This window comes from Bifidobacterium sp. UTCIF-39 (assembly GCF_006408715.1).
GTDB lineage: Bacteria > Actinomycetota > Actinomycetes > Actinomycetales > Bifidobacteriaceae > Galliscardovia > Galliscardovia tissieri.
The window spans coordinates 111,245-123,622 of the sequence record NZ_JEOG01000007.1 but is presented as its reverse complement, the minus strand read 5'-3'; the positions used below and the strand labels follow the sequence as shown (position 1 = coordinate 123,622).

Genomic DNA, 12,378 nt, shown 5'->3' with positions numbered 1-12,378 from the left:
GGATGAACATTCATGACTAACGTTCAGCGCTCCCGCCGTCAGGTGCGTCTTTCCCGCGCCCTCGGCATCGCTCTGACCCCCAAGGCCCAGCGCATCTTCGAGAAGCGTCCGTACGCTCCCGGTGAGCACGGCCGCACCCGTCGTCGCACCGAGTCCGATTACGCCGTTCGTCTGCGCGAGAAGCAGCGTCTGCGCGCCCAGTACGGCATCTCCGAGAAGCAGCTGCGTGCCGCTTACGAGAAGGGCACCCACGAGGCTGGCCAGACCGGTCTCGCCATGCTGCAGCACCTCGAGTCCCGCCTCGACGCCCTCGTGCTGCGTGCCGGCTTCGCCCGCACCACCGCTCAGGCCCGTCAGTTCGTCGTGCACGGCCACATCATGGTCGACGGCAACAAGGTGGATCGTCCGAGCTACAAGGTCCGCCCCGGCCAGACCATTCAGGTCCGTCCGAAGAGCCAGACCATGGAGCCCTTCCAGGCTGCCGCCGAAGGCGTGCACCGTGACGTGCTGCCGGCCGTCCCGGGCTACCTGGATGTCGATCTGGCCTCGCTGAAGGCCACCCTGACCCGCAAGCCCCTCGCCGAGGAGATCCCGGTTCAGGTGAACATCCAGTACGTGGTCGAGTTCTACGCTCGCTGATTCTGGTTTCAGCTTTTCGCCCTGCGCGCCGCTACGGCCGCAGGGCTTTTTCGTATCCGTCCCCGATATCATTGCCGTCTTTTCCGTCAATCCGTCATTGCCGATCTTCTCCATTGAAGACCTCGGAGGAGGCCGGGTATCGGGGAGGAATCCGGGAACAATCAGGGCAAACCCGGATGCCGGTCCACCGTCATTGCAGCCATAATGAAGACAGGACAATCATTTCATTACCGCACAACAGAGGGGAATACATTCATGAGACTTCTTGGCAACATTCTGTGGCTGATCCTTGGTGGCTTGTTCCTCGCATTGGGCTGGGCCGTGATCGGCATCGTCCTTTGCATCACCATCATCGGCATACCGCTGGGACTCCAGGCGTTCAAGATGGCGCAGCTGACGCTGACCCCATTTGGCAAGCAGGTGGATTACGCCGGTGGATTCGGCTCCCTGCTACTCAACATCATCTGGATCGTGGTCGCCGGACTGTGGATGGCGATCGGCTATGTACTCGCCGGGTTGGCCAACTGCATCACCATCATCGGCATTCCGTTCGGCATCCAGTCCTTTAAAATGGCCAAGCTCGCGCTTATGCCGTTCGGCGCGGTCATTCGCTGACCAATCATGACCGCGGGCCGTCACATGCGTCCGTTGCATGATCGCAAGCGGTCAGACATGCGTCCGTCAGCCGATGCGGTAGCGGTCTCCACGCTGTGTCATGAACAGACCCGCCTGGTGCAGTTTCCGCTCAAGCGACCGCATGACGGTCATCATGACGTCACGCTGTTCAAAAAACCCGTTACCGCACACTCCCTCGAGCAATTCTTCGAATGACAGATAATCACCGTCGGCGCGGACCATCATCTCCAAAGCTGCATATTCCCGAGGGGACAGGGGAAGCGGGCGGTCCAGCCTACCGTAGAACGCCCGTCTGGCGTCAACGTCCAGCGTCAGATCGCCACGAGTCAGGATCGATGAGCCAGATGATACTCCGGTACGTGACAGCATCCGGACGTGGGCCAGCAGCTCCGAGTCGGAGAACGGTTTGCGCAGTTCGTCGTCGATCTGCGACAGCATCCCCGCATCGGTGGCGGCGTCAGAGGAATCGGTGGTACCGTTCCGGGGGTCGTCATTCGCTGCGTCCAGATTGGTGGAACGCAGATACAGCAGTTTGGCGTTCATCATCTGCGTCACGATCAGATCCAGGTCATGACGATCCGCATGCTGCGGGAACGTGTCGTCCATGATGACCAATTCTGCGGTGAACGGCTCATTCTCCTCGGATTCGTCATCATTTGCAGGGATCGTCCTGACGATGTGTCCAGCCGACTCGAGCGTCGCACGCGCCGCATTGCACAACGCCACGTTGAGTGTCGCCAACAGAATCCTCATCGAACCTCCCATGATGTGCGTCCCATTGCCTGTGTTCAGCATAAGGTGCATGGAGGAAAAACGACGGAATTCCGATTCATCGACAGAGCTGGCGACAACGTGCGTGCCCCGCGCTCCCCACCATGTGACACCATGTGATGGGACCAATGCGACGACCGTCGTCGCGTACACGGTACGGAATGGATGGAACGCGATGATTACCGAAGTGGTGATGGTGCGACACGGGCGCACCTGCTTCAACCTCGAACGCAGACTCCAAGGACAGATCGACGTCCCCCTCGACATCATTGGGCAATGGCAGGCGGACCAGACCGGGTTTGAACTCGCCCGCCGATACTACTGGGCTAAGGTCAGTCGCATCGCGGAACGGCCGGGAACCCTTCCCCAGCCGGGTCCCGGAGCCGCTCGACAAAGCGATGTCGAGGAATATCGCAAGGCCTCTGCCTCTCGCAGAACCCTGCGTGTGGTGGCGTCGGATCTGTTTCGAGCCCAGCAGACCGCCCATGCGTTCGCCGATATTCTCGGTCTCCCGGTTGAACTCGACGAACGGATGAGGGAACGTTCATTCGGACGATGGGAAGGTCTCACCCGCCCGGAAATGCGCGCAATGGACGCCGAAGCCTATGCGTCATGGAAGGCCCATACCGGGGGAGAGACCAAATACGGCGTGGAAACGCGGACCCATGTCGGACGGCGTGGCGCGGATGCGGTGGTGGACCTCATCGAACGCGCCCGCGGCGAGGAACGCGAGACCACGCTGGTCATCGTGGGACATGGATCCTGGATCGTCGCCACCATCGAGACGCTGCTTGGCATGGACCCCGACAATCTGAGCAATCTCGGTTCCATGCGCAATGCCTTCTGGTCGAGGCTCACCCCCGTGTATACCGGTGACGGCGCGCTGCGATGGACGCTCGATGAATTCGACACCGGTCCCGCCATCGCCGGGTCGATGGACTGGGAGAACGGTCCCGAGGACCTGCGCAACGACGATATGCCGCGATGGAAGCCCATTCCGGCCTGAGAGTGGGATAATCAGAGATATGACGTTTCATCTGCATCTGGTCCGTCACGGACAGACCTATTTCAACCGATACAACCGTCTGCAGGGCTGGTCGAATTCCCCGCTGACCGAATCCGGCATCGCTGACGCCGAGAAGGCCGGGCACAAGCTGGAGGACGTCGATTTCGCGGCGGCCTACTGCTCCGACACCACGCGCGCCGAACTGACCGCACGATCCATCCTCGACATCAACGAAAAAGCCGGACACCAGCGTCCGGAACTGACCGTCGACATGCATTTCCGTGAGCAGTTCTACGGCTACTATGAAGGCCTCGACATGGCCATGGCGTGGTATGCCGCCGGTGCTCCGCACGGGGTCAAGACCTATAACGCCATCGTGGAGAAATTCGGTCTGGCCGCCACCAAGGACTTTCTCAAGGAAGCCGATCCGTTCCATGACGCCGAAAGCGAAACCGAATACTGGACGCGTGTGGAGGGCGGATTCGACCTCATCGCCGGCAATGAACGGCTTTCCGACGGCGACGATGTACTGGTGATCTCACACGGCAACACACTGCTCAGCCTGATGCACCGATTCGCCCCCGCGGGATACGATCTGAGCGAACGTCCTGCGAACGGCAGCGTCACCGTGCTTGATTTCGATCCGACCAAGCCGTTGGACGACGGCGGCATCACCATCATCTCCTATAATCAGTGAGTTCCATCGGCGAACGGTGATGCGATTCAGACGCCACTGTTCGCCGTAGGTGATAGCCTTTGGATTTGTATTTGCGTCCGGGACTGCTGCAATGTCCGGGAAGTCGTCAAGGAAACGAGGTATTCGGCAATGGATATCGGTCAGATCGCCGGCCTGATCGCGGCCATCGCGTTCGCCATTCTGGCGGGCTTCATGATCTACCCGCTGATTCGTTTGGGAAAGCTGTTCGACCAGATCGCCCAGACGGTCAAGGACACCGGAGACCATGCGCTTCCCGCCCTTGACGAGGGCGTGACCACCGTGCAGAAGGTCAATCGTTCCCTCGAGGATGTCAACACCATCTCCGATGCCGCCCAGCGCTCCGCCTCGAACGTGGGCGCGCTCACTGATCTGTACGGATCATTCCTCGGCAAGCCGGTGATCAAGGCCGCATCCACCGTGTGGGCGCTCAAGGCCACCGCACAGGACTTCCTGAATCGACGCGCATCCGGTCGCCATGCCGAGCCGTCGCCGCTGTCGGACGACGCCAAGGGGGAGTAGACGAATGTTCAAACGCATCTTCTGGATTTCGCTCGGCGTGGGCATCGGCGTGATGGCCGTGACCAAGGCTCAGGCCTATGTGAAGGCCCACACGCCGGAGCCGGCCAGACAGTTCGTGTTCGGCCCCGACGAGGAGCAGCCTCCCATCACCCTGCAGACGGTGCAGGCTCTGTTCGACGACTTCCAGCAGCATCGTCGTGCCCGCGAGGAGCAGCTCAACCGCGAGTTCATCGAACGCAGCGCCCGCTAATCCGATAACCCATCATGCAATCATCGCGGATGGTTCTCCGCGAGTCATGACCAGTAATTTTTCGCGGGCCGATCGCCGCGCTCGCAAGCCAATTAATTAAAGGAGTCGCACGTCCATGCGCACATCGGAAATCGCCAAGCGATATCTGGATTACTTCTCGAAGCATGACCATCTGGTCGTCCCTTCGGCATCCCTGATCTCGCCGAACCCGACCACGCTGTTCACTATCGCCGGCATGGTGCCGTTCATCCCCTACCTGCTCGGCGAGCAGACGCCGCCCCGCAAGCGTATGGCCAGCAACCAGAAGTGCGTCCGTACGCTTGATATCGACGAGGTCGGCAAGACCACCCGTCACGGCACGTTCTTCCAGATGCTCGGCAACTTCTCCTTCGGCGACTACTTCAAGGAGGAGGCCATCCACTTCGCCTGGGAGCTGCTGACCACCCCGCAGAGCGAGGGCGGCTATGGCTTCGACCCGGAGAAGCTGTGGGTCACCACGTACACCGACGATGAGGAAGCCCGTTCCATTTGGAAGAACGAGGGCTTCGACCCCGAGCACATGCAGATCTTCGGCATGGAGGACAACTTCTGGACCACCGGCGGCCCCGGCCCCGGCGGCCCCTGCTCCGAGATCTACGTCGATCGTGGTCCCCAGTACGGTAAGGACGGTGGCCCCGCCGCCGATGAGACCCGCTTCATCGAGATCTGGGACCTCGTGTTCGAGAACTACGAGGTCGACAACGTCAAGTCCAAGACCGACCTGCACATCGTGGGCGAGCTCGAGAACAAGAACATCGATACCGGTGCCGGCCTCGAGCGTCTTGCCTACCTCATGCAGGGCAAGGAGAACATCTACGAGACCGACGAGGTCTACCCGGTCATCGAGGAGGCCGAGCGTCTCTCCGGCCTGAAGTACGGCGAGAACGCCGATGCCGATGTGCGTTTCCGCGTGGTGGCCGATCATGTGCGTTCCGCACTGATGATCATGAGCGACGGCGTGCGCCCGAGCAACGTCGGTCGCGGCTACGTGCTGCGCCGTCTGCTGCGCCGCACCGTGCGTTCCATGCGTATGCTGGGTGTCACCGAGGAGGTCATGCCGCACCTGCTGCCGGTCTCCAAGAACGCCATGGCCCCCAGCTACCCGGAACTTGAGACCACGTTCCATGAGGTCTCCGAATCCGCATACGCCGAGGAGGACGCGTTCCGCCGTACGCTCGACAACGGCACGTCCATTCTCGACGTGGCGGTCAAGAAGGCCAAGTCCGAAGGCTCCGATCCGGTGGTGTCCGGCAAGGACGCCTTCACCCTGCACGACACCTACGGTTTCCCGATCGAGCTGACGCTCGAGATGGCGGCCGAGCAGGGTGTGAAGGTGGACGAGGCCAAGTTCCGTGAGCTCATGAACGAGCAGAAGTCCCGTGCCCGCGCCGACGCGCTCAAGAAGCGCCACAATGTGGACCTGTCCGTGTACGACGACTTCAAGAAGACGCTTGAGGCCCCGCTCGAATTCCTCGGCTACACCGAGTTCTCCAGCCGTTCCAACGTGCTGGGCATCATTCAGGAGGGCAAGGGCTCCGTAGCGGCCGTCAGCGCTCCCGCCACCATCGAGGTCATCCTCGATCGCACCCCGTTCTACGCGGAGGCCGGCGGTCAGCTCGCCGATCAGGGTGAGATCCTCACCGACGACGGTGCCGTGCTCGAAGTGGACGACGTGCAGCACCCGATCAAGGGACTGACCGTGCATCAGTGCCGCCTGACCGAAGGCACGCTGGTTCGTGGAGCCAAGGTCACCGCCACCATCGATCAGGATCGTCGTGGCGCCATCGCCCGCTCCCACACCGCCACGCACATGGTGCACAAGGCGCTGCGCGAGGAGCTCGGCCCGCAGGCTACCCAGCGCGGCTCCGAGGATGCCCCGAACCGTCTGCGCTTCGACTTCCAGTGGGGCAAGGCGCCGAGCAAGGACGTGATGAACGCGGTTGAGGCCCGTGTGAACGATCGTCTGCGCGACAACCTCGCCGTGACCACGCAGGAGATGAAGTTCGACGACGCCATCGCCCTCGGTGCCATGCACCTGTTCGGCGAAAAGTACGGCGACATCGTGCGCGTCGTCTCCATCGGCGAGGATGGCTGGAGCCGCGAACTGTGCGGCGGCACCCACGTCGACCATGTCGGCAAGATCGGTGCCGTGTCCATCATGTCCGAGGCCTCCGTCGGCACCGGCGTCCGCCGTGTCGACGCCGTGGTTGGTCAGGGAGCCTACGACTTCCACGCCCGCGAGCACGCGCTGGTGTCCCAGCTGTCCGACAAGCTCAACGCCCGTCCGGACGAGCTGGCCGATCGCGTCAATGCCCTGCTGGCCAAGCTCAAGGAATCCGATCGACGTCTGGCGGCCATGTACGAGAGCAACCTCGCCGCTCAGGTGCCGCAGATCCTCGAAACCGCCAAGGATTCCGCCGACGATGTGGCCGTGGCCGTGAAGAACGTCGGTCACTTCGGATCCGTCGACGCCCTGCGCAAGTCCGTTATGGATATCCGCGGTCGCTTCGGCGAATCCAAGCCGCTCGTGGTGGCGCTTGCCGGCGAGGGCGAGAACGGCAACCCCGTGATCATCGTGGCCACCAATGAGGCGGCACGCGGCGCTGGCATCAAGGCCGGCGATCTTGTTCGCACCGCATCCAAGACCCTTGGCGGTGGCGGTGGCGGCAAGCCCGACTTCGCCCAGGGCGGTGGCCAGGATGCCGGCAAGATCGACGAGGCCCTCTCGTCCCTGAAGGCCCAGGTGCTGCAGCACTGAACGGGACGGAACATTCCATGTCATGTTGGTTAGGCGTGGATCTCGGTAATGCTCGGGTCGGACTCGCGAAGTCCGACCCGGAGCTTACCTTTGCGCACCCCATCGGCAATGTGCAGGTATGGGGAAATGACTATTTTCATGTGCTCGATGATGTGCTCGATGTGATCGAGGATGAGGACATCACCCACGTAGTGGTAGGGCACCCTTTGCAATTGAACGGCGCGGAAGGGAAAAGCGCCAAGAAGGCACGGCGATGGGCCGGCGCGTTGGAACGGCGCATCGCGGAGGAAGGCATTGCCGTCACGGTAGAATTGCTGGATGAGCGGTTGACGACGGTTGATGCGCATCGTCAGCTTCGTGAAGCTGGACTGAGTACGCGTGAGCACCGGCCGAGTATAGATCAGCAGTCAGCCGTGGTGCTGTTGCAGGAGGCTTTGGACAGGAACGCGCGAGAACGCGCCGGAACAGCGGTTATGGAGGTTTGATGGCCGACGACGATATGCAGGACTTTTTCGCTGAGCAGGCCGAATGGGTCGGCGAGGACGGTAAGTCGGAGCCCGACGCATCTGTTCCTCCGCGACCTCCTCGTTCCCGCAAGGAGATGCAACAGTATCGGCGCAAGCAGCAGCGGGCCCGGCAGGTCAAGGTCATCATCGCAGTGGTGTTCGTTCTGTTGCTGCTCGTATGCGGATGGCTGGTCTTCTCCAAGATCGGCGGCGCCCGTGACGCCCTGCAGGTCACTCGTACCGAGGCCGCAGACTATCCGGGGCCGGGATCGGGCGATGTCGAATTCACCGTGGAGACCGGTCAGAACAGTGTGCAGATCGGTGACAATCTCGAGAAGGCGGGCATTGTCAAATCCAGTGCCGCATTCCAGCAGGCGGTCAAGAATGCCGGACTCGAAAACCATCTGCAGCCAGGCGTGTTCCAACTGCAGTACCGTATGAAGTCCGACGCGGTAGTGAAGATCCTCACCGATTCCAATAACGCCAAGGGATTCCTGGTGGTCAATCCCGGTGAGCGACTCAGCACGGTACTTGATCAGGCCGCGGACCTGTCCGGTATCGACCGGTCGGAATTCCAAGCCATCGTCGAAGGCAAGGGCGAAGGCATCCTTCCCGCGGAGGCAGGCGGCAGCTTCGAAGGATGGCTGGAACCTGGAAACTACAATGTCAGGGAATCGAAGTCGGCCGCGGACATCATGAAGACGATGGTCGACAAGCGCATCGCCAAGCTCGACAGTCTTGGCGTACCCACCGGCGACGATCGTGAACGCATCCTCAAGATCGCGTCCATCGCCGAAGGCGAAGTCAACAAGTCCGACTACTACGGCAAGGTCACCCGCGTCGTGGAGAACCGACTTGCCAAGGACATGCCCCTCGGTATGGATTCGGTGATCGCCTATGGCAACAACGTCGAACCCCGCGCCCTGACCAAGACGATGCTGTCCGACACCAGCAACCCCTATAACTCCCGTGTGCAGAAGGGGCTGCCGCCGACACCCATCAACCAGCCCGGCGACAACGCCATCAGGGCGGCGATGCATCCCGAGGACGGCGATTGGCTGTACTTCGTGACGGTCAACCTCGACACCGGCGAAACGAAGTTCACCGCCGACGAGAACGAGTTCCAGCAATTCTCCAAGGAATACGAAGACTGGGAGGCTAATAACTAGCCGAATCGTGATCCTCAGAACAGACTCAGCAGGACCACGATCACGGCTGCCAGGACAATGGCCGGGGCGAAGGGAATCGAATCCCCGCCCCGGCCTTTGCATAGGCCCAGCATGATCAGACCAATCAGTCCCATAAGCATCCACCACAACAGCACCGCCGTCAGACCGAACCAGCCGACGGCAAACCCCATCATCAGCGTGCAGGTCACATCACCGAACCCCAGCGTGCCGGGACGAACCATCGCCAGACCCAACTGAACCAATGCGGAACCCAGTCCCAGCACGACGCTCATGGCCAGCGACGGCCACTGTCCGTAAAGCACGCACCAGACGACCAGACAGAGCAGCTGCGCCGCCGAACCTCCCACGATCACAGCACGCGGCACCCGGCGTGTCCGTATATCGGTACACGTCACCACAAATCCGGCCACTGCTGTAGGAATGAAAAGGTACGTCATTACTCGTAAGATATACCGAGGCTGAACGACAAACGTTCGGTTGGAAATACACGTGGACAAAGGAGCGGGAGATGTTGCGCTGGCAGACGGCTGGGGAATCACATGGCGAGGCGTTGGTGGCCATGATCGAGGGATTGCCGTCCGGCGTGGCCGTCACATCCCAGGACATCAAGGACGCGTTGGCCCGCCGACGTCTGGGATACGGTCGTGGAGCCCGTATGAAGTTCGAAGAGGACAAGGTCCGTATGCTCACCGGCGTGCGCCACGGCTCCACGCTCGGCTCGCCGATCGCCATCGAGATCGCCAACACCGAATGGCCCAAGTGGACCGAGGTCATGAGCGCCGATCCGCTTGATCATGACATTCCGCGTGAAGGACGCAATGCTCCGCTGAGCCGTCCCCGTCCGGGGCATGCTGATCTCACCGGTATGCGCAAGTACGGTTTCGACGACGCCCGCCCCGTGCTGGAACGCTCCAGCGCTCGCGAGACGGCGTCCCGAGTGGCTCTCGGCGCGGTCGCCGCGAAGTTCCTTGAGCAGACGCTCGGCATTCGCACCGTCTCCCATGTCATCTCCATCGGAGGGGCCGGCGTTGACGAGAACGCGCCGCTGCCCACCCCCGATGATGTGGCTGCGCTCGACGCTTCCCCGGTCCGTACCCTCGACAAGGACGGCGAGGCCCGCATGAAGGCCCGCATCGATGAGATCAAGAAGAGCGGCGACACTGTCGGTGGCGTGATCGAGGTACTGGCATACGGCGTACCCGCCGGACTGGGAACCTACGTGGAATCCGATCGTCGTCTCGATGCCGCGCTCGCCGGTGCCGTCATGGGCATTCAGGCGATCAAGGGCGTGGAGATCGGCGATGGCTTCCTCGAGGCCGTCCGTCCCGGCTCCCAGGCCCATGATGAGATCGTGACCGATGAGCATGGCCGTATCACTCGACTGTCCAACAGGGCCGGCGGCATCGAGGGTGGCATGTCGAACGGTCAGCCGATTCGCGTGCGCGCGGCCATGAAGCCCATTCCGTCGATTCCGCGCGCGTTGCGTACGGTGGACGTGCTGACGGGTGAGGCCGCACAGGCCATCAACCAGCGTTCTGACACCACGGCGGTTCCCGCGGCATCCGTGGTGGCCGAAGCCATGGTTCGTCTGACGCTCGCCCGCTTCGTGCTGGAGAAGTTCGGCGGTGATTCGGTGTCGGAGATTCGCCGCAACGCCGAAGCATATCTGGCATCCTGGCCCGAGCACATGCGCTAGGGGAGTCCGCTGTTATGACATTGATCCCCAAGGCCGTGCTTATCGGCATGCCGGGTGCGGGCAAGACCCGCATCGGGCAGGATGTGGCCGATCTGCTTGATGTGGAATTCATAGACTCCGATGTGGAGATCGAAGCCCAGGAAGGCGTCAAGATCCCGCAGATCTTCGAGACGCGCGGTGAACAGGAGTTCCGCCGGATCGAAGCGGAGGTGATCCTCGATTACCTCCACGATTTCGATGGCGTGCTGTCGCTTGGCGGTGGCGCTCCGATGACCGACCGCGTCTATGACGCCCTCGAATCGTATATCGCTCAGGGCGGCACCGTCGCCTATCTTGATGCGGACCCGAACGAAGCCATCGCCCGCGCGTCCCGTTCCGGGAACCGCCCGTTGCTTGCCGACGGTGCTGCGAAGAAGTGGCGCCGGCTGTATTCCCAGCGTCGCCCCGTATTCGAACGGCTGACGAATTGCATCGTGCACACGAAAGGAAAGACTCCCATGCAGGCTGCACAGAACATTGCGGATTCAGCAAACGAACGCGTAGTGCATGTCACGGGTGCTGATCCGTACGATGTGCGCATCGGCGCACACGTGGCAGGTCATCTCGCCGAGGTGCTGGGCGACAAGCCGGTGCGGATCGCGCTGATCCACACCACCCCCGTTCAACGTCATTCCGACCGCGCGCGTACGCTGCTGCGCCGCGCCGGATACGAAGTGTCCGACATCACCATTCCCGATGCCGAGGCCGGCAAGACCATCGAAGTGGCCAACGGCATCTGGAAGCGTCTGGGCGAAGAAGGATTCACCCGATCCGACGCCGTGGTGGGGCTCGGCGGAGGCGCAGCCACCGATCTGGCCGGTTTCGTCGCCGCCACCTGGATGCGCGGCATCCGCTACGTGAATTGCCCGACGTCGCTGCTGGCCATGGTGGACGCCTCCACCGGTGGCAAAACCGGCATCAACACCGATGCCGGCAAGAATCTGGTCGGATCGTTCTACACGCCGGCCGGTGTGCTTGCCGATCTGACCACGCTCGCCACCTTGCCGAACGACATCTTCGTCGAAGGGCTTGGCGAGGTCGCCAAGCCCGGCTTCATCATGGACACCGAGATCCTGCGCATCCTCGAAGAGAACGCCGACGCCCTGCGTGCCTTCGATCCGGAGAACATATCCGACGATCTCGAGCATGTGATCGCCGAACTCATCGAACGCACGGTGAGGGTGAAGGCATACCATGTCTCCTCCGACCTCAAGGAGAAGGGCCTGCGAGAGTTCCTCAACTATGGGCACACCATGGGGCACGCGATCGAGAAGCTCGAGCACTTCCGCTGGCGTCACGGCAACGCCGTGGCCGTCGGCATGGTGTACGCTGCCGAATTGGCCCACCTGCTCGGCTACATCGATCAGGATCTGGTGGACTACCATCGCTCCCTGTTGTCATCGCTCGGTCTGCCGATCTCGTGGAACGGCGGTGAATTCGAAGACGTGCTGGCGCTGATGCATCGTGACAAGAAGGCCCGTGGCAACATGCTGCGCTTCGTGGTACTCGACCGCCCCGGTCATGTCGTTCACCTCGACAATCCGCCGGCCGACGCCGTGGAAGAGGCGTTCCGCCGCATTCAGCAGTAAGCAGATACAAAGCAAAGGAGAG

At 61.9% G+C, this 12,378-nt stretch carries 13 protein-coding genes; 11 read left to right on the top strand and 2 right to left on the bottom strand.

Going from position 1 to position 12,378, the window contains the following annotated elements; all coding sequences use genetic code 11:
* Positions 1-12: 12 nt before the first annotated feature.
* Together rpsD and EP30_RS04785 are read left to right on the top strand one after the other, a co-directional pair.
* On the top strand, positions 13-639 hold the full coding sequence (gene rpsD / locus EP30_RS04790; protein WP_094665250.1) for a 30S ribosomal protein S4: 627 nt from the start codon (positions 13-15) through the stop codon (positions 637-639).
* A gap of 255 nt (positions 640-894) precedes the next feature.
* On the top strand, positions 895-1,254 hold the full coding sequence (locus EP30_RS04785) for a YccF domain-containing protein (protein WP_094665252.1): 360 nt from the start codon (positions 895-897) through the stop codon (positions 1,252-1,254).
* Between the two features lie 66 nt (positions 1,255-1,320).
* Here the strand turns inward: EP30_RS04785 and EP30_RS04780 are convergent, their stop codons facing one another.
* Positions 1,321-2,028, bottom strand: a complete 708-nt coding sequence (locus EP30_RS04780) for a response regulator transcription factor (RefSeq protein WP_181160793.1) — start codon at positions 2,026-2,028, stop codon at positions 1,321-1,323.
* Between the two features lie 193 nt (positions 2,029-2,221).
* On the opposite strand from EP30_RS04780, the gene EP30_RS04775 reads away from it, so the two are divergent.
* The 7 genes from EP30_RS04775 to mltG all read left to right on the top strand — a co-directional run bounded on the left by EP30_RS04775 (position 2,222) and on the right by mltG (position 9,011).
* Positions 2,222-3,052 carry a histidine phosphatase family protein gene (locus EP30_RS04775; RefSeq protein ID WP_140556608.1) on the top strand — a complete coding sequence of 277 codons (831 nt, stop codon included), beginning with the start codon at positions 2,222-2,224 and terminating at the stop codon, positions 3,050-3,052.
* Between the two features lie 19 nt (positions 3,053-3,071).
* Positions 3,072-3,749, top strand: coding sequence for a histidine phosphatase family protein (locus tag EP30_RS04770; protein WP_140556606.1), 678 nt, complete (start codon positions 3,072-3,074; stop codon positions 3,747-3,749).
* Between the two features lie 129 nt (positions 3,750-3,878).
* Positions 3,879-4,289, top strand: a complete 411-nt coding sequence (locus tag EP30_RS04765) for a DUF948 domain-containing protein (protein WP_094665258.1) — start codon at positions 3,879-3,881, stop codon at positions 4,287-4,289.
* 4 nt (positions 4,290-4,293) lie between these two features.
* A complete protein-coding gene (locus tag EP30_RS04760; protein ID WP_094665260.1) occupies positions 4,294-4,539 on the top strand; it encodes a hypothetical protein in 246 nt (81 codons plus the stop codon).
* 115 nt (positions 4,540-4,654) lie between these two features.
* On the top strand, positions 4,655-7,336 hold the full coding sequence (alaS, locus tag EP30_RS04755) for an alanine--tRNA ligase (protein WP_094665262.1): 2,682 nt from the start codon (positions 4,655-4,657) through the stop codon (positions 7,334-7,336).
* 17 nt (positions 7,337-7,353) lie between these two features.
* Positions 7,354-7,821 carry a Holliday junction resolvase RuvX gene (ruvX, locus tag EP30_RS04750; RefSeq protein WP_094665264.1) on the top strand — a complete coding sequence of 156 codons (468 nt, stop codon included), beginning with the start codon at positions 7,354-7,356 and terminating at the stop codon, positions 7,819-7,821.
* On the top strand, positions 7,821-9,011 hold the full coding sequence (gene mltG / locus EP30_RS04745) for an endolytic transglycosylase MltG (protein WP_140556604.1): 1,191 nt from the start codon (positions 7,821-7,823) through the stop codon (positions 9,009-9,011). Before ruvX ends, mltG begins: the two co-directional genes overlap by 1 nt.
* 14 nt (positions 9,012-9,025) lie before the next feature.
* Here the strand turns inward: mltG and EP30_RS04740 are convergent, their stop codons facing one another.
* Positions 9,026-9,469 carry a prepilin peptidase gene (locus EP30_RS04740; protein ID WP_094665268.1) on the bottom strand — a complete coding sequence of 148 codons (444 nt, stop codon included), beginning with the start codon at positions 9,467-9,469 and terminating at the stop codon, positions 9,026-9,028.
* Positions 9,470-9,540: 71 nt separating this feature from the next.
* Between EP30_RS04740 and aroC the strand changes: the two genes are divergently transcribed.
* Entirely contained in the window at positions 9,541-10,728 is a 1,188-nt protein-coding gene (aroC, locus tag EP30_RS04735) for a chorismate synthase (RefSeq protein ID WP_094665270.1), read from the top strand.
* A 14-nt stretch (positions 10,729-10,742) separates the two neighbouring features.
* The gene (locus EP30_RS04730) at positions 10,743-12,356 is read left to right on the top strand and encodes a bifunctional shikimate kinase/3-dehydroquinate synthase (RefSeq protein WP_140556602.1); all 1,614 of its coding nucleotides are present in this window, start codon (positions 10,743-10,745) and stop codon (positions 12,354-12,356) included.
* Positions 12,357-12,378: the final 22 nt, after the last annotated feature.

Bases quoted from the DNA above. Each gene is read 5' to 3' on its own strand.
- rpsD (WP_094665250.1), top strand. From the start codon at position 13: ATGACTAACGTTCAGCGCTCCCGCCGTCAGGTGCGTCTTTCCCGCGCC.
- EP30_RS04785 (WP_094665252.1), top strand. From the start codon at position 895: ATGAGACTTCTTGGCAACATTCTGTGGCTGATCCTTGGTGGCTTGTTC.
- EP30_RS04780 (WP_181160793.1), bottom strand. From the start codon at position 2,028: ATGAGGATTCTGTTGGCGACACTCAACGTGGCGTTGTGCAATGCGGCG.
- EP30_RS04775 (WP_140556608.1), top strand. From the start codon at position 2,222: ATGATTACCGAAGTGGTGATGGTGCGACACGGGCGCACCTGCTTCAAC.
- EP30_RS04770 (WP_140556606.1), top strand. From the start codon at position 3,072: ATGACGTTTCATCTGCATCTGGTCCGTCACGGACAGACCTATTTCAAC.
- EP30_RS04765 (WP_094665258.1), top strand. From the start codon at position 3,879: ATGGATATCGGTCAGATCGCCGGCCTGATCGCGGCCATCGCGTTCGCC.
- EP30_RS04760 (WP_094665260.1), top strand. From the start codon at position 4,294: ATGTTCAAACGCATCTTCTGGATTTCGCTCGGCGTGGGCATCGGCGTG.
- alaS (WP_094665262.1), top strand. From the start codon at position 4,655: ATGCGCACATCGGAAATCGCCAAGCGATATCTGGATTACTTCTCGAAG.
- ruvX (WP_094665264.1), top strand. From the start codon at position 7,354: ATGTCATGTTGGTTAGGCGTGGATCTCGGTAATGCTCGGGTCGGACTC.
- mltG (WP_140556604.1), top strand. From the start codon at position 7,821: ATGGCCGACGACGATATGCAGGACTTTTTCGCTGAGCAGGCCGAATGG.
- EP30_RS04740 (WP_094665268.1), bottom strand. From the start codon at position 9,469: ATGACGTACCTTTTCATTCCTACAGCAGTGGCCGGATTTGTGGTGACG.
- aroC (WP_094665270.1), top strand. From the start codon at position 9,541: ATGTTGCGCTGGCAGACGGCTGGGGAATCACATGGCGAGGCGTTGGTG.
- EP30_RS04730 (WP_140556602.1), top strand. From the start codon at position 10,743: ATGACATTGATCCCCAAGGCCGTGCTTATCGGCATGCCGGGTGCGGGC.